Annotated in this window: 13 protein-coding genes; 4 read left to right on the top strand and 9 right to left on the bottom strand. The window is 62.6% G+C overall.

All coding sequences use genetic code 11. The annotated features are described in order from the left end of the window. Positions 1 to 174: 174 nt before the first annotated feature. The gene (hutU, locus tag HLH28_RS05485) at positions 175 to 1,854 is read left to right on the top strand and encodes a urocanate hydratase (protein ID WP_182955639.1); all 1,680 of its coding nucleotides are present in this window, start codon (positions 175 to 177) and stop codon (positions 1,852 to 1,854) included. Positions 1,855 to 1,975: 121 nt separating this feature from the next. Here the strand turns inward: hutU and HLH28_RS05480 are convergent, their stop codons facing one another. The 3 genes from HLH28_RS05480 to HLH28_RS05470 all read right to left on the bottom strand — a co-directional run bounded on the left by HLH28_RS05480 (position 1,976) and on the right by HLH28_RS05470 (position 6,397). After that, positions 1,976 to 2,944 carry a glycosyltransferase family 2 protein gene (locus HLH28_RS05480; RefSeq protein WP_182955637.1) on the bottom strand — a complete coding sequence of 323 codons (969 nt, stop codon included), beginning with the start codon at positions 2,942 to 2,944 and terminating at the stop codon, positions 1,976 to 1,978. A gap of 32 nt (positions 2,945 to 2,976) precedes the next feature. Further along, positions 2,977 to 4,842 carry a DUF4422 domain-containing protein gene (locus tag HLH28_RS18380; protein WP_338029662.1) on the bottom strand — a complete coding sequence of 622 codons (1,866 nt, stop codon included), beginning with the start codon at positions 4,840 to 4,842 and terminating at the stop codon, positions 2,977 to 2,979. 142 nt (positions 4,843 to 4,984) lie between these two features. Continuing rightward, positions 4,985 to 6,397, bottom strand: coding sequence for a glucosyltransferase domain-containing protein (locus HLH28_RS05470; RefSeq protein WP_182955632.1), 1,413 nt, complete (start codon positions 6,395 to 6,397; stop codon positions 4,985 to 4,987). Between the two features lie 237 nt (positions 6,398 to 6,634). Between HLH28_RS05470 and HLH28_RS05465 the strand changes: the two genes are divergently transcribed. Next, positions 6,635 to 8,287, top strand: coding sequence for a phospholipase C (locus HLH28_RS05465; protein ID WP_182955628.1), 1,653 nt, complete (start codon positions 6,635 to 6,637; stop codon positions 8,285 to 8,287). Between the two features lie 70 nt (positions 8,288 to 8,357). Continuing rightward, positions 8,358 to 8,711, top strand: coding sequence for a RidA family protein (locus HLH28_RS05460; RefSeq protein ID WP_182955625.1), 354 nt, complete (start codon positions 8,358 to 8,360; stop codon positions 8,709 to 8,711). 7 nt (positions 8,712 to 8,718) lie between these two features. Here HLH28_RS05460 and HLH28_RS05455 read toward each other — a convergent pair whose 3' ends face one another. After that, on the bottom strand, positions 8,719 to 9,663 hold the full coding sequence (locus HLH28_RS05455) for a LysR family transcriptional regulator (protein WP_182955622.1): 945 nt from the start codon (positions 9,661 to 9,663) through the stop codon (positions 8,719 to 8,721). Between the two features lie 119 nt (positions 9,664 to 9,782). Between HLH28_RS05455 and HLH28_RS05450 the strand changes: the two genes are divergently transcribed. After that, complete coding sequence (locus tag HLH28_RS05450; protein WP_182955619.1) at positions 9,783 to 10,556, top strand: SDR family oxidoreductase; 774 nt, start codon at positions 9,783 to 9,785, stop codon at positions 10,554 to 10,556. 15 nt (positions 10,557 to 10,571) lie between these two features. Here the strand turns inward: HLH28_RS05450 and HLH28_RS05445 are convergent, their stop codons facing one another. The 5 genes from HLH28_RS05445 to HLH28_RS05425 all read right to left on the bottom strand — a co-directional run bounded on the left by HLH28_RS05445 (position 10,572) and on the right by HLH28_RS05425 (position 15,701). Beyond that, entirely contained in the window at positions 10,572 to 12,323 is a 1,752-nt protein-coding gene (locus HLH28_RS05445; protein WP_246395698.1) for a glycoside hydrolase family 32 protein, read from the bottom strand. Positions 12,324 to 12,407: 84 nt separating this feature from the next. After that, positions 12,408 to 13,211, bottom strand: coding sequence for an alpha/beta fold hydrolase (locus HLH28_RS05440; RefSeq protein ID WP_182955615.1), 804 nt, complete (start codon positions 13,209 to 13,211; stop codon positions 12,408 to 12,410). A gap of 14 nt (positions 13,212 to 13,225) precedes the next feature. After that, the gene (locus HLH28_RS05435; protein ID WP_275943711.1) at positions 13,226 to 13,978 is read right to left on the bottom strand and encodes a maleate cis-trans isomerase family protein; all 753 of its coding nucleotides are present in this window, start codon (positions 13,976 to 13,978) and stop codon (positions 13,226 to 13,228) included. A 32-nt stretch (positions 13,979 to 14,010) separates the two neighbouring features. Further along, positions 14,011 to 14,655, bottom strand: a complete 645-nt coding sequence (locus HLH28_RS05430; protein WP_408869819.1) for an isochorismatase family protein — start codon at positions 14,653 to 14,655, stop codon at positions 14,011 to 14,013. Continuing rightward, complete coding sequence (locus tag HLH28_RS05425; protein WP_182955612.1) at positions 14,652 to 15,701, bottom strand: 2,5-dihydroxypyridine 5,6-dioxygenase; 1,050 nt, start codon at positions 15,699 to 15,701, stop codon at positions 14,652 to 14,654. The genes HLH28_RS05430 and HLH28_RS05425 overlap by 4 nt, the downstream gene beginning before the upstream one ends. Between the last annotated feature and the right edge of the window lie 2 nt (positions 15,702 to 15,703).

The raw sequence follows: 15,703 nt of genomic DNA, 5'->3' as shown, positions 1-15,703 counted from the left end.
CCTCAAGGCCGTTCCGCTCCGATGCTCGGAAAATCACGCGGGGCGTGCCGTTGCTCGGCATTCTGCCCTGCCGGCGCAATCGGGCGACTGGTCCGATGCCGTTACGAATTGCGTTGACAGGCGGTGCGGGTCGCCGCTACCACTTGCCTATACAAGTACAGTCAAGGTGCAGCCATGACCGAACAACCATCCCCGAACGACCGCATCGTCCGCGCCGCCACCGGCACGTCGCGTTCCGCCAGAAGCTGGCAGACCGAGGCCCCCCTGCGCATGCTGATGAACAATCTGGACCCGGACGTTGCCGAACGGCCGTCCGACCTGGTGGTATATGGCGGCATCGGCCGCGCCGCCCGCAACTGGGCGTGCTACGACAGGATCGTCGAATGCCTGCGTGACCTGGGCGATGATCAGACCCTGCTGGTGCAATCGGGCAAGCCGGTCGGCGTCTTTCGCACCCATGCCGATGCGCCGCGCGTCCTGATCGCCAATTCCAACATCGTTCCGCACTGGGCCAACTGGGACAAGTTCAACGAACTCGACCGGCTGGGCCTGATGATGTACGGGCAGATGACGGCCGGTTCGTGGATTTATATCGGATCGCAGGGCATCGTGCAGGGCACGTACGAAACGTTTGTCGAGATGGGACGCCAGTCCTACGGCGGTTCGCTGAAGGGCAAATGGATCCTGACGGGCGGCCTGGGCGGCATGAGCGGCGCGCAGCCCCTGGCCGCCGTCATGGCCGGGGCCTCGATGCTGGCGGTGGAATGCCAGCCCAGCCGGATCGAGAAACGCCTGCAGACCGGCTACCTGGACCGCAAGGCCGACACGCTGGACGAGGCGCTGGAGATCATCCACGCCGCCTGCGCGCGCGGCGAGGCCGTGTCGGTCGGCCTGCTGGGCAACGCGGCGGACATCTTCCCCGAACTGGTCCGGCGCGGCATCCGTCCGGACGCGGTGACCGACCAGACCTCGGCGCATGATCCGCTGAACGGCTACCTGCCCGCGGGCTGGACGCTGGAACAGGCCGAGCGGATGCGCGTCACCGACCCCGCTGCGGTCGAGGCAGCGGCGAAGGCCTCGATGCGCCTGCATGTCGCGGCCATGGTGGCCTTCCACCGCATGGGCATCCCGACCTTCGATTACGGCAACAACATCCGCCAGATGGCCTTCGAGGCAGGGCAGGAAGATGCGTTCGCCTTCCCCGGCTTCGTCCCGGCCTATATCCGCCCCCTCTTCTGCCGTGGTGTCGGGCCGTTCCGCTGGGCGGCCCTGTCCGGCGACCCCGAGGATATCTACCGCACCGACCAGAAGGTGAAGGAATTGCTGCCCGACGATGTCCACCTGCACAACTGGCTGGACATGGCGCGGGACAAGATCCAGTTCCAGGGCCTGCCATCGCGCATCTGCTGGGTCGGGCTGGGCGATCGCCACCGTCTGGGCATGGCGTTCAACGAGATGGTGGCCAGCGGCGAACTGAAGGCCCCGATCGTGATCGGCCGCGACCATCTGGACAGCGGGTCGGTCGCCAGCCCGAACCGTGAGACCGAATCCATGCGCGACGGCAGCGACGCGGTGTCCGACTGGCCGCTGCTGAACGCGCTGCTGAACACGGCATCCGGGGCGACCTGGGTCTCGCTGCATCATGGCGGCGGCGTGGGCATGGGCTTTTCGCAGCATGCCGGCATGGTCATCGTCGCCGACGGCACGCCCGAGGCCGCGCGCCGCCTGGAACGCGTGCTGTGGAACGACCCGGCCACCGGCGTGATGCGCCATGCCGACGCCGGTTACGACATCGCGGTCGACTGCGCGCGCGAACAGGGGCTGGATCTGCCGATGATCACGCGGCAGCAGTAATCTTCAACTCCGACGGCCCCGGGGCCGTCGGATTGACCACCTTAGCCGGGAATTATCGACCGCCCTACTTCCGACCGAAGATGTTCAGCGGAAGGCCGCAAGAACCGTACGGCATCGGGCATCACAGGGCATTATGGGGACCACCGACGTGCTTCTCCACAAAGAACTTCGGGCGCCCCTTCGTTTCCATGTAAATTTTACCGACATATTCGCCGATAATACCGAGGGAGAGCATCTGCACGCCCCCCATGAAGAAAATCGCGATCATGACCGATGTCCAGCCTTCCACCGTCTTGCCGGTATATTTCAGCAGGATCGAATAAAAGGTTGCCACCATCGACAGCGCCGATATCGACAAGCCCAGGGTCGCGATGATCCGCAACGGCGTAATGGTCAGGGACGTGATTCCCTCCAGCGCCAGGGCCAGCATCTTTTTCAGCGGATATTTCGATTCCCCGGCTGCGCGCTCGGCCCGATCATAATAGACGGAAGACGTGTGGAAACCGATCAGCGGGACCAGGCCACGAAGGTAGATATTCTGCTCCCGGTAAGAGAGCAACGCCGCGCAGGCCCGCCGACTGAGAAGTCGGAAATCGGCATGGTTGAAAACCTGCTGCACCCCCATCAGTTCCATAAGCCTATAAAAGCCTTGGGCCGTGAAACGCTTGAAGCCGCTATCCGCGTCGCGTGACCTGCGCACGCCATACACGACGTCACTTCCGGCGAGGTATGCCTTCACCATGTCCTGTATGACTGAAATATCATCCTGAAGATCAGCATCTATACTGACGATGATGTCGGCGTCCGCCGCCGTAAGCCCTGCCATCAGGGCGGCCTGGTGGCCCTTGTTCCGTGACAGTTTCACGCCCTGCACATGTCCGTTGCCACGGCAGGCGCCTTCAATCTGCCGCCAGCTGTCGTCTTTGCTGCCATCATCGACAAACAATATATAGCTGCTGTCTGCGATCAGCCCGTTGCCGGCCAAGTCGGCCACGACCGCCGACAGTTCACGCAGACATAACGGAAAGACTTCCGATTCATTATAGCATGGCACGACAATGGCCAGTTTCGGAGTCGCCTGCTTCGTCATCTCAGCATGAATCCAGACACATCTTCACCGATTCAGTATCGAACTTTCTGCGCGACATTATATATCTTCCTCAATGTGGATCGCCGCTTCGACCCCAGTGGGGCAATCGGATTTGCAACGGCGCGTGCGATGTCGCGCAACCCGACGGTGAACGACCCGTGATGCACGACGGTCTCCGAGGTCGCTTTCATGTTCCGCATCAGGACAAATTCGTACCACGGGGTTTCTCGCATCACCGTCCAGAAATCGGTCGCAAAATCGATCAACGGAAAGGACCAGGGCTTTTTTTCACCCGCATAATGAATGATGTAAGGTGCCTTTCGCGCATCCATATAAATTTTCCGGATGCTGGAAGGCAAATTGGCGAAAAACGTATGGACATCACCATTGCCATGGTAGACGTTCCACTTCATGTCCAGGTAATGGACGTTACCCTGATAGAGCTTGTTCAGGATATCCTGGTCCAGGAACCAGTATCGCCGACCCGTTGCCAGGATCTGCCTCACCTTGTCGGCATAACCTGCGGGCGTCCGGGCAATGTCAAAGATCAGCACGCCTGCCTGGAAATAGCCGGCCGGATCCGGCAATCCGACATAGCCGCGGACATAGGTATCAGCATCCTGCCCACCGCATTCGGCCATCGCGGGAATCCGCAGCTTGCGAAAACCGATCATGACGCAGTCGCGCACCGCGCCGATCGCCTGCCCCTGCAGGTCGGTCGCCAGCAGCTGCGCGACGTCATGCTTTACGATCATGTCCGCGTCGAGATAGAGAACCCGTTCGTAAGCCGAGAACATCAACGGAATATAGAGACGGAAATACGTCTCTTTCGAAAAATGCATATGGGTGTTCAGGACGAATTTATCGAACAGAAACCCGACGCTGAAAAAGCGGATCGACAGATTGGTTCTTCCGGCCACGAGGCCGGTCAGAAGCGCCTTGCTTTCCGCCGATATATTTTCGTTGATGACGACGATATCGTAATTGGACGAGGCTGACGCCGTATCGATAAGGGATTTGATGCAGGCCCCGCCATACGGGACGAACGCCTCGTTGAACGACATGACGACCGGCACCGCCGCGCTGTCGAAAAACGGCCTGATCGTCGTCAGCGTATTTTCGATGAATGTTCCCTGCGCTTCCTTTACGCCGTCCGGCCCATGATCGTGGACATATTTTTCCACGAATATATTCATAAGCCACTCAGAAATATATCCGAATACGCGATCCTCCTGGATCGAATATTCAGAAAGATCAATTCGCTTTTCCAGTTCGAATAGGATATCGAACAGCCATGCGCAGTACTGGTCGAATATGCTCCGTCTCATGACGAACATATTGGTGAAATATCCGGCCTGGCTTTCGTTTACTTTCCAGGCAAACGGCGCATAGGACGGATATTTATCCTTCAGGATCTCGATCGCGAGATCATAGTCCGCGATGTTGTGGTGACTGCCATTGCCGTAATGGTCCCGCATCGTGCGCGACCCGGCGTTCTCCACATTCCATAACCGGGGAAGGATGATGTCCTTGTTCCCGATGAAGAATGCGGCCCCCGCGTCCGTCAGATTGTTCGCGTCCACATATTCCGCATCCAGAGCCGGATAGACTACCCGGCCCCACTGATCCTCGACACGCTCGACCAGTGAAAAATCCAGATGACGACGGTAGTGGAACAGGCCGACATAATCCTGCCCGGACGTGTTCTTCCAGATCCAATACAGTGCCGTCAGTTCACAGAAACTGTGGTTCCTTTCGGATATATTGTCGCCCGTTCCATCGGTTACCGGGTATATATCCTCTCCGGATAATGTTTTTCCGACCTGAATCGGAATAAAACACGACCCGGAAAGCATGTCGGCTTCCTTGTGGGCAGCAATATATATTTCAATCCTCACCGAAACCTCAACAATTATAAAATTTCCTCGTCATCTTTTACCCTAGCATATCCTTCAAAGTCATAACAACGGTGACCAAATCCGTCGCCGCGTCCATGGTCCAGCCGTCGGAAAAATCTGTACCCTCATGGGCGGCAGCGCTCTACAGGCAGGCAAGGATGCCGTTATCCTTCTGCCGATGAAGATAGCCGGCCACGGGAAAATGGACGGAACCATCGCATTGCGCGCGCATGTCTGGTGTGGGGTCGCTGATCGGCCACTCGACATGACCGGCCTCGTACAGCAGTCCCTTGATCGACCAGCCGACCCTGAAGCTCGATCGCCCATAATATGACGGATGCACGACGACGGAGAGCGAAGACGGCTGCTGATTTTTTTCAAACACCCGTATGTCCTTGATCAGGGACCAGGCAACGTTCATGTCCCATCGATTTTCCTTGATCTGATCTATCAGGAAAGAATTCGATTCCATCATCGAATGCACGGACAGCAGGCCCAGGAACAGCGCCGTCCCCCGAACGAAAATGCCCGCAGTCCCGGCCGTCCAGAGGACCCAGAAGCCGATCACGAAATAGACCCCCAGCAAGGTCCGTGGCGTCGGATCCCAGGATGAAAGAACAGAAATCGGCAGCAGCACCACAACGTATGATGCCAGCGACGCCAGGAAGACCATTACGGTCACCTGACGATTTCTTGCTTGGGCCATTCCCGCCAGAAACAGAAGATACATCGAGATGAGGATCTTCGCGGAAATATGGATAGTATTGATGTCGAAAGAAAATTTCGTAACATCGTAAATATCGTGAAGCCGCGTTCCGATCCCCGACAGGCCGAGCAACGATCCTCTCTGGTCCCAGTTATTCACGCCTGCGATGTTCTTGGTCGCCGCAAACAGGACCATATACAGGACAACCGCACAAAATGGGGCCGAATAGGCTTTGACCAGATATGGCAGACCGATTACCTCGCCCTCATATTTTCTCCTGACCACCAGAAAGGACACATACAGGAATATGATGACGATGATGACCTGGTAACACCCCAAAGAAAAACAGAACAAAGCGGATGCCACAGGAATATCTATCCCCCATCGATCCCCCGACATATATTTTTGATGAAAATATATACCAAGGCAAAGAAATGATAATCCAACCGCAAGATCAAACTCGACCTGTCGGTAATTCAGCAAGGTCGCCATAAACGGACTGGCCGCGATATACAGGCCGGCGGCCCCCACCAGTCGTATATCGAAGGTTCCCGGAACACATAGCTTCAGCAGATAGGCGATCAGAAACGCGTAAAGTAGCAGAACCATCAGCGAGAAGCCGAAACCGACATTGAACATCGTCAGATGCGACATGTTCAGTGCATGGATCAGCACCCCTTCGGTAAATCTTCCCTGGCTGAAATAAAGCGCCGCCGGAAGATAAGAATTTCCGGTCAAGAAATCGTCAGGCGTATATCCCGGAATCAGGATCTGACCAAAGCTGAATATGGTCATAGCAAAAATACATAAAAAGACAGAAATAAATCGTCTTTCAATCAAACTTTCCATCTACACTCATTCCTTCGGTCCGCGAGACGACGCGTCCGCCAATTCCTACTCCAGGCTTCCCTCGTAACACTATGTTTCATTGCAAGGTTGCCGAAAGACTATCAAAAGATGGCTAAAAATTCGCTCGATCGGCGGCAGACTGCCGCGTGGCGGTCAGGAACCCGTTTTGCATCGGACATCTCCCCACCCTATAAATACTGCTTTGGAAGGCGAAACGGGGATCGGGATGACCTGTCGATGAGAAATGAAACTTCGTTTTTCCGGGCGCTGATGCTGTCCGCGTCACTGCTGGTCCCGCTTGGCACGGCCGCACATGCGGCGGCGCCCCACGCGGCCGAGACCGCGACGCCGATCCGCCACCTGATCGTCCTGTATGACGAAAACGTTTCGTTCGACCATTATTTCGCCACCTACCCGCATGCAGCCAACCCGCCGGGCGAGCCGGCCTTCGTCGCACGGCCGGATACGCCGGTGGCCAACACGCTGGCGGCCGCGGGCCTGCTGACGTCCAACCCCAATGCCGGCCCGATCAACGGTCGCAACGCCGCCCTGCCCTTCCGGCTCGACCGGACCCAGGCCGCCACCGCCGACCAGAACCATGCCTATACTGCCGAACAGATGGCCTATGACGGCGGCAAGGCCGACCTGTTTCCCCTTTACACCGGGCGCGGCACGCCGGGAGGGGTGGCGGCGTTCGCCACCCGTGGGCAGGTCATGGGCTATTACGACGGCAACACCGTCGCCGCCCTCTGGCGCTATGCCCAGCGATTCGCCATGAGCGACGCCACCTATACCGACACGTACGGCCCCTCGACCCCCGGCGCGCTGGAAGTCGTGTCCGGCCAGACCAACGGCATGCAGATCGTCGCGACCACGCAGAAGCCTGCGACACGGCAGATTTCCTCGCCCTATATCGCCGATGGACAGGGCGGCTGGACGATGATCAACGACATTGATCCCGCCCATGACGTCTGTTCGGTGCCGGGCGACCAGGTCCTGATGCGCGGACGCAATATCGGCGACCTGCTGAATGCCGCCGACATTTCGTGGGGCGGATTCATGGGCGGGTTCGACCTCGGCCTCCATAATCCCGACGGGTCCACGGGATGCCAGCGCGCCACGCCCTCGCCCGTGGTCGGTGACACGATCGTCGACTACATCCCCCATCACAACTGGTTCCAGTATTATCCCAGCACCGCCAATCCCACCCATGCCCGCCCGGCGTCCACCGACGCCATCGGCCATACGTTCGATGCCGACGGTACCACGCGCGATCCGGCGAACCACGAATATGATCTGCATGATTTCTTCGCCGTCCTCCGCGCCGGGCACCTGCCTGCGGTGTCCTTCCTGAAACTGCCGGCCTATCAGGATGGCCATGCCGGCTATTCCGATCCGCTGGACGAGCAGCACGGCATGGTGGACATCATCAACGCCGTGCAGCATCGGCCGGAATGGAAGGATACCGCCATCATCATCGCGTGGGACGATTCGGACGGCTGGTACGATCACGCCTTCACGCCCACCACCCGCGCCTCATCCGACGCCGAGACCGACCAGTTGAACGGGCCGGGCAGGTGCGGCACCGGCCCCCGGCCCGCCGGCGTCGACGGCAAGCCGGTTAACGGGCGCTGCGGTCCCGGCACGCGCATTCCGCTGATCGTCGTCTCGCCCTGGGCGCGGACCAACCATGTCGGCCATACCCTGCTCACTCAGAGTTCGATCACCCGGTTCATCGAGGACAACTGGCTGGGGGGTGCCCGACTGGGCGGCGGCTCGTTCGATGCCGATGCCGCGGACCTGTCCGGCCTGTTCGACTTTACGCAGCCGCCGCGCCTTGATCCGCTTTATCTCGATCCCCGGACCGGCGCACCGCAACAACGGTATTGAGCAGGTCCCGGACCGGGTCGGCCTGTCGTCCCGATCCTCCCTTATCCACCCGCATGAGGAAGCCAATCCGATGTCCACCATCACCCGCCTGCAGCCCGAGGCCCGCCTGACCGGCGCGGTCGTCCATAACGGGCTGGTCTACCTCGCCGGCCAGGTGGCCGACGACGCCACCCTGGACGTCGAAGGCCAGATGGCCGACATCCTGCGCCAGGTCGACGCCCTGCTGGCCGAAGCCGGGACGGACAAGAGCCGCCTGATCACGGTCCAGATCTTCCTGGCGGACATGGGCGACATGGGCGGCATGAACCGGGCATGGGACGCCTGGCTGGACCGTGGCAACAAGCCCGCCCGCGCGACCGTCGAAGCCCGCCTGGCCGACCCTCACTGGCGCGTGGAACTGACAGGCATCGCCGCGCTGCCCTGATCACCGGTCATCCCCCATCCACAACCGCCGGACGGGATGACGCGCCGTCCGGCATGTCGATCACGCGTGCCGCCAGCAAATCGGTCATCCAGTCGGTAAATACCGCCAGCCGCCGCGTGCGCAGACCGCGATGCGGGAATACCAGGCTGACCGGCATCGGCGCCGCACGCGCATCGGGCAGCACCTCGACCAGCGCGCCCGTTTCCAGATGGGCGCGCACGTCATAGAGCGGTACCTGGATCAATCCCAGCCCCGACAGGCAACAGGCAATATAGGCTTCGGCGCAATTGACCGTGACCCGGCTGGGAAGGACCACCTGCGCGCCATCGTTGCCCGCGACCTCCCATTTTTCGGTCCGGCCCGTCGAGGAAACCGTATAGCCGACGGCCATGTGCCGGATCAGGTCGTCGGTCGCGCACGGGACGCCGTACCGCGCCAGATAATCCGGACTGGCGCAATTGACCAATGTCAGTTCCCCGATCCTGCGCGCGACCAGGCCCGAATCGTCCAGGGCGCCGACCCGGACGGCGCAATCGATCCCTTCCCGAACCAGGTCGACCGCCCGATCGGTGGAGCCCATGTCCAGGTCGATCCCCGGATACTGATCGAGGAATTTCGGCAGGGCCGGGGCAATCACCAACCGCCCCAGCCGCGCCGGCACATTGATCCGCAACCGGCCGCTCGGGGGCGCCCCGTCGCGGCGGAACAGCGTTTCGGCCTCGTCGTACTCCTGCAGCAGACGCAGGCAGCGATCGTGGAACGCCCGCCCGTCCTCGGTCAGTGCCATGCGGCGGGTCGTGCGGTGAATCAGGCGCGTACCCAGCAGCGTCTCCAGCGTCCGGACGGACGTGGACACCGTCGAGCGCGGAAGATGCAGGGTCTGGGCGGCCTGCGTGAAATGCCCGCATTCGACGACGCGGGCGAAAATCCTGAACAGGTCGATCCGGTCCATCGCATCTCTCCCCTGCGATTGTTCGCAATCGGCGACGGATCATGTCAAGGCAGGCGGCTTTATCCCGCAATCCGGACCACCCATTCTCTTTTCGATCACGGGGACAAGGAAACAGGACCATGACCAGCCATACCATCCAGGGCAAAACCGTCCTGATCGCGGGCGGCGCCAAGAATCTGGGCGGGCTGGTGGCCCGCGACCTGGCGGCACGCGGCGCGCGGGCGGTGGCCATCCATTACAACAGCGCCGCCAGCCGTGACGCGGCGGACGAGACCGTGGCGGCCATCCGCGCCGCCGGGGCCGAGGCCGCCGCCTTCCAGGCCGACCTGACCACCGCCGGAGCGATGGAAACGCTGTTCGCCGACGCGATCCGGGCCTTCGGCCGACCGGATATCGCCATCAACACCGTGGGCAAGGTCCTGAAGAAGCCGATCGTCGACACCGACGAGGCCGAGTACGACGCCATGGCCGCGATCAACGCCAAGAGCGCCTTCTTCTTCCTGCGCGAGGCCGGGCGCCACGTGAATGACGGCGGCAAGGTGCTGACGCTGGTGACCTCGCTGCTGGGGGCCTACACGCCATTTTACGCGACCTATGCCGGGACCAAGGCATCGGTCGAGCATTTCACCCGCGCCGCGTCGAAGGAATTCGGAACGCGCGGCATTTCGGTCAACGCGGTGGGTCCCGGTCCGATGGATACCCCGTTCTTCTACCCCGCCGAGGGCGCCGACGCCGTAGCCTACCACAAGGCCGCGGCCGCATTGTCGGCGTTCTCCCCCACCGGCCTGACGGACATCGCCGACATCGTGCCGATCATCCGCCACCTGGTCTCGGACGGCTGGTGGATGACGGGCCAGACGATCCTGGTCAATGGCGGCTACACGACCAAATAATTCCCGCCCCGGCCGTCACGTGGACGAGGGTGACGGCCCGGGTGCCGAGACCGGCGGAGGCGGCACGCGGTTCATCGCGCGTGCCAGGGGATAGATATGCAGGTCGCGGACGGTCGCCCCCGCGCCGCTGGTTTCCATCCGCAGGCGATCCAGCGCCGCCGTCGGAAAGATCAGGGCGGTACCGACATCCATCCCGTCGTTCAGGAACAGCTCGACCGAACAGGCATCCAGCACGATCCGGAACGACACCTTGCGCGTGTCCGGGGTCACCGCGACCGAAAACGATTCCGTAAAGAAGGGCTGGGAAAATCCGTGCAGTCCCTCGCGATCCAACCAGACCTGACCGGAAAACGCGTCGAAGCCGATCGACAGGAGGTCGTCATTGGCATTGGCGAACCCGATGATGAAGCGCCCGCTGCGTCCCTTGTCCCCCGGCGGCAGGCCTGACGGGCGCGGATCGACCTCGACGCTCAGCACGATATCCAGCGCCGCATTGGCCGGCAGCGGCAGTTCCACGCCGTGACCGGCCTCCAGCCGTCCGACCGTGGCCTCGATTTCGGGGCCGCGCAGGGCCTCCAGCCCTTCGGGCGCCTGGACGACCCGCAGGCGCGATGCCGCATCCCGTCGCAGGCGCATGCGCCGCGGCAGCGACATCACGCCCCGCCACGACCGCGTCGGCGTTTCCTCGCAATATTGCCAGTTGCCCATCCAGCCAATCGCGACCGGATCGCCCGAAGGGACGTTTTCATAGAATTGCAGGGCGTAGAAATCCTTGGCGAAGTCGATCAGCGTGACCACCGGTTCGTCGGGGACGAAACGCGTCCCGTCGAAGGTGCCGACGAAATACTGCGTGGCGCTGCCTCCCTGCGGTGCGCCGGGATTGATCGACACGAACAACACCCAGCGCGTCCCCCCACCCTCGACCGGCAATTCCACCAGGTTCGGGCACTCATAATCAACGCCCGGCAATCCCGCCGGCCCGAACCGGCTGATTTCGGTCCAGTGCAGCAGGTCCGGCGATGCGTAGAAGATGATCCGGTGCTGGCGGGCCAGGGCCACGACCATGATCCACCGCCCGGTTTCGCGATGAAAGACCACCTTGGGATCGCGGAAGGAATTGCTGCCGACATCCAGGACCGGATTGCCCGCATATTCCGTGAAACTCGTCCCGCCATCGCTGCTCCATGCGAGGTTCTGGGTCTGCGCTTTCGCCGTGGCGCGGGTAAACAGGACGACGATGCCACCCGTTCCGGCCGGAAACAGGCCTGAACTGTCATGGGCGTCGAGGACGGCGCTGCCGGTGAAGGCCTCGCCGGCTTCGGTCATGTCCAGCGCGATCGGCCGGTCTTCCCAATGCATCAGGTCGGTGCTGACCGCATGCCCCCAATGGACCTGTCCGGCATAGGGCGCGAACGGATCGTACTGATAATACAGGTGCCAGTACCGGCCGTCATGCAGCAGGCCGTTCGGATCGTTCATGAAGCCCGTCGCGGGCGTGAAATGGACCGATGGCCGATAGAGGGTCTCGTCCGTCGCACGGGCCGCCGTCGGCGCGTTGCCGCCCGGACGATCCGCCGGCGCCGGATGCGACGTCTCGGGCTCTTCCCTGCCGCGCCGCAGGGGACTGCCGCCCTGCGGCGCCGGTTCCGCGCGGGCGCGGGACGTCATCCAGCAGCTGATCCCGGCCAGTACCGATGCGGCGAATCCTCGTCTCATGATCATGATGAACGTGTTGTCCTGCCTGGCCGGGTCGGCACGTCGTGCCATCGGCCCCCGTCATAGGGGCACGGCGTGGCAGATCAAAGCCGAAAAGGCAGGCACAAACGGCGGGGGCTTACCCTGCCATCCGGATCAGGAGGACAGGAAACCGGCCACCGCGTCGCAGAACCCGTCCAGATTATCCCACGGGATCATGTGGCCGGCATCGGGGATGCGGGTGGTGACGATCGAGGGTAGCAGACCGCGAATCTCGTCCTCGTCCTCCGGCAAAATGACGTCGCCGAGTGCGGCGCTCATCAGCAGCGTGCGGGGCGTCAGATAAGGGATGTCCTGGTGCACGTCCTCGGTATGGAATTTTTCGAACGTGATGCGCGTCGCCAGTTCGTCGCAGGTGTGCAGCCATTCGGCACGCAGGCGACGCTGCTCCTCGGTCCAGGTGGGGCAATAGCGGCGCATGGCCTTGGCATCCATGCCGCGCCGGGCCTCGCGGATCGAATCCGCATACCATTCGATCCGCGCCGGATAGGCCCGGCGGCCCGGGCCGCTGACCGGCGGGTCGACCAGGACCAGCGACGCGATGCCGCTGGCATCCTGCCGCGCCATGCGAATGGCGATCCGCGCGCCCATCGAATGGCCCAGCACCACATATTCCGTCAGCCCCAGGGCGGTGACGAATCCCCGTACGTCGGCGGCATAGGCATCCAGGTCGTAGGCCAGGTCCGGCCCACCCTCGGACAGGCCGCGCCCGCGCACATCCAGGACGTAGACATCGTGCGTCATCGCCAGCCGTTCGGCGACGAAGCCCCAGGTGATGGCCGGGCTGGTGATTCCCGGAACCAGCACCAGCGGCATGCCCTTGCCGCCATAGCGCAGATAATGCTGGCGAATGGAATTGGCGTGGACGTTCGCCCCGTACAGGAAGGTGCTCTCGGTCATGATCTCGTCCTCCATCAATAGGCGCCGGACAGCAGGGCGCCCGCCCCCGGCGCAACCCGTTCCAGCCCAAGCGCCCCCAGCATCGACCATGTGGTGGCGACCGCCGCCGTGATGACCGGCTTGCCGGTCAGGGCCTCGACCTTCGCCACCACGGGCAGCGAGGGCATCTGGACGCAGGCCGACAGCACGATGGCGTCGGCATCCGCGTAGTTCAGTCCGGCCACGATATCGGGCAGGCGCTCGGGATCGTGGGCCGCGACAGCCATGTTGTCGGGAATTTCCAGCGCCACATGATCGATGACGTCATAGCCTTCGCTGGCCAGGTACTCGACGACCAGCCTGGTCAGCGGCTTCATGTAGGGCGCCACGACGACGATCCTCCTGGCGCCGATCGCCTTCAGCCCCTCGACCAGCGCCCCGGCGCTGGTCACCACCGGGGCCGGGGCGCCGTTTTCCACGGTGCGCTGATGCAGGCGGGCTTCCGACCGGCGATGATAACCAATGCCCATCGACATGATGGCGACCAGGCAGGCATAGCCCAGCACGTCGACATGCGCGTCGCTGAGTTCCAGGGCGCAGCGGTCGGATTCCCCATCCATCGCCGCCAGTTCGTCGTGGCTGACGGTCTTCATGCGCATGCGGCTGGAATGGAACAGGAAACGTTCCGGCCGAACCAGCTGGCGCGCCGCCAGCATGGCGGGAATTTCCGTCTCCATCGTGATGTTCGAACTCGGGACGATCTGCCCGATGCGATAGTGCGATTTCATCTGGGATCCTGCAACGATGGGGGCACCGGAAGTCACTGGTTGGACAGGCGGGACAGCAGGGTTTCGTACGCCATGACGTCCCCGCATTTCTGCGCCATGTCGAACAGGTTCGCCTCGTGCGGGCCGATCGCACGGTCGCCGACGCAGTCGGAGACGACGATCGGGCGGAAGCTCAGCGACATGGCGTCGATCACGCTGGCGCGGACGCAGCCGCTGGTGACGCAGCCCGCGACGACCAGCGTCTGTACGCCGCGATGCGCGTACCACGATGCCAGCGGCGTGCCGGAAAACGCCGACGGCACGGTCTTGCGCACTACATACTCGCCTGCCACGGGGGCCAGTTCGGGCACGATGGCGCTGGCGGGATTGGTCTCGGTCAGGCCCAGCATGCTGGGCACCTTGGCCGAGAAGACATTGGCGTCCGACCCGTCATCGGCAAAGACGATGCGCGTATGCGCGACCGGCCAGCCCAGGCGGCGGGCCGTGGCCAGCAGCGGACCGGTCTGCGCGATGGCCTGCGGAATATTGCCGCCGCCGAACGCCGCCGGATCGGCGAACCCGTTGACGAAATCGACGATCAGCAGGCCGACCTGCCCCACGATTCCCAGTTCGCGGCCGAAGCCCTGACGCTGGTACAGCGCGTTATCCGTCTCGCCCGTCATGGCTGCGTCGGTCATTGCCCGCCCTCCGTTCCGTTCACCAGTTTGCCGTTTCGCACCACCGCGTCGCCATCCAGCATGACGGTGCAGTTGCGCATGGGAATATCGATATGACAGGCGGTGTCGCGCGTGCCCCCGGCCTCGTTGTTCGGGCCGGTCGACCACAGGAAATTGCCGGCGCAGGCACGCGAATCCATGCCGATCGTCGCCTCGCGGTCGTACAGGCCCAGCACCGACCAGTGCGCGCGTTCCTGCAATCCCCAGCCAACATGGGAAATCGCGTAGACTTCCGGATCATTGAAGGATTCCATGTATCCTTTCAGAAGATCGGCATCGAGGCCGCCCTCGATCTCCGTCACGTAGCCATCGCGGATCGTGAAGACGACCGGTTCCTGCACATAGGATTTCTGCGGCAGCAGGATGTCCCCGCGATCCAGTACGATCCGGCCCTGGGCCGTGCCCTCGTTCGACCAGGTCGCCAGGAAGCCGCTGGGCCAATGATCCCATCGGCCGGGCCGTTCGCAGAAGCCGTACTCCTCCAGGATCGGATAATCACCCAGGGCAAAGCGGACATCGGTTCCGGCCGCCGAGGTCACGCGCATCTCGCGCGCCGCGCGCAGCACCTTCGACGCGGCCAGGACCTTCTGCCGATCTTCCTCGGTGGGCACCATGCGCAGCAGGATCTCGGGCGGCTCGACCGCCAGCAGGATGCGCCCGCCGGCCGCCAGGATTTCGTGCTGCTCGGCCGAGAACAGCAGGGTCATCAGATCCAGCACCAGGTCGCTGGCCTTCAGCAGTTCCAGCGCCGCGCGGTTGCCGGTCAGCGGCGTCGTGCCGACGAAGGCCAGCGGATCACGCGACAGCGACGTGCCGCCATTGACCGGCAGCAGGTCCAGCCGGTTGACGATGGCCCCCCTGGCCCGCGCGGCCAGGATCGCCGTGCGCATCGTCTGCGCGTTCGTGTCGCTGGAGGTCAGGACCGTCACCGTCTGCCCGGCCTGCACCCCCGACAGGGCCAGGACCTGGCTCCAGGCCTCCACAAGTTCGAAGTCGCTTACAGGCATCG

It is taken from the genome of Gluconacetobacter tumulisoli (assembly GCF_014174155.1).
Lineage (GTDB): Bacteria > Pseudomonadota > Alphaproteobacteria > Acetobacterales > Acetobacteraceae > Gluconacetobacter > Gluconacetobacter tumulisoli.
This window is presented reverse-complemented; position numbering and strand designations above follow the sequence as displayed.

Coding starts and splice junctions, on each gene's coding strand:
- HLH28_RS05440 (WP_182955615.1), bottom strand. CDS start 13,211: ATGACCGAGAGCACCTTCCTGTACGGGGCGAACGTCCACGCCAATTCC.
- HLH28_RS05430 (WP_408869819.1), bottom strand. CDS start 14,655: ATGACCGACGCAGCCATGACGGGCGAGACGGATAACGCGCTGTACCAG.
- HLH28_RS05445 (WP_246395698.1), bottom strand. CDS start 12,323: ATGGCACGACGTGCCGACCCGGCCAGGCAGGACAACACGTTCATCATG.
- hutU (WP_182955639.1), top strand. CDS start 175: ATGACCGAACAACCATCCCCGAACGACCGCATCGTCCGCGCCGCCACC.
- HLH28_RS05455 (WP_182955622.1), bottom strand. CDS start 9,663: ATGGACCGGATCGACCTGTTCAGGATTTTCGCCCGCGTCGTCGAATGC.
- HLH28_RS05465 (WP_182955628.1), top strand. CDS start 6,635: ATGAGAAATGAAACTTCGTTTTTCCGGGCGCTGATGCTGTCCGCGTCA.
- HLH28_RS05425 (WP_182955612.1), bottom strand. CDS start 15,701: ATGCCTGTAAGCGACTTCGAACTTGTGGAGGCCTGGAGCCAGGTCCTG.
- HLH28_RS05435 (WP_275943711.1), bottom strand. CDS start 13,978: ATGAAATCGCACTATCGCATCGGGCAGATCGTCCCGAGTTCGAACATC.
- HLH28_RS05460 (WP_182955625.1), top strand. CDS start 8,358: ATGTCCACCATCACCCGCCTGCAGCCCGAGGCCCGCCTGACCGGCGCG.
- HLH28_RS05450 (WP_182955619.1), top strand. CDS start 9,783: ATGACCAGCCATACCATCCAGGGCAAAACCGTCCTGATCGCGGGCGGC.
- HLH28_RS05480 (WP_182955637.1), bottom strand. CDS start 2,944: ATGACGAAGCAGGCGACTCCGAAACTGGCCATTGTCGTGCCATGCTAT.
- HLH28_RS05470 (WP_182955632.1), bottom strand. CDS start 6,397: ATGGAAAGTTTGATTGAAAGACGATTTATTTCTGTCTTTTTATGTATT.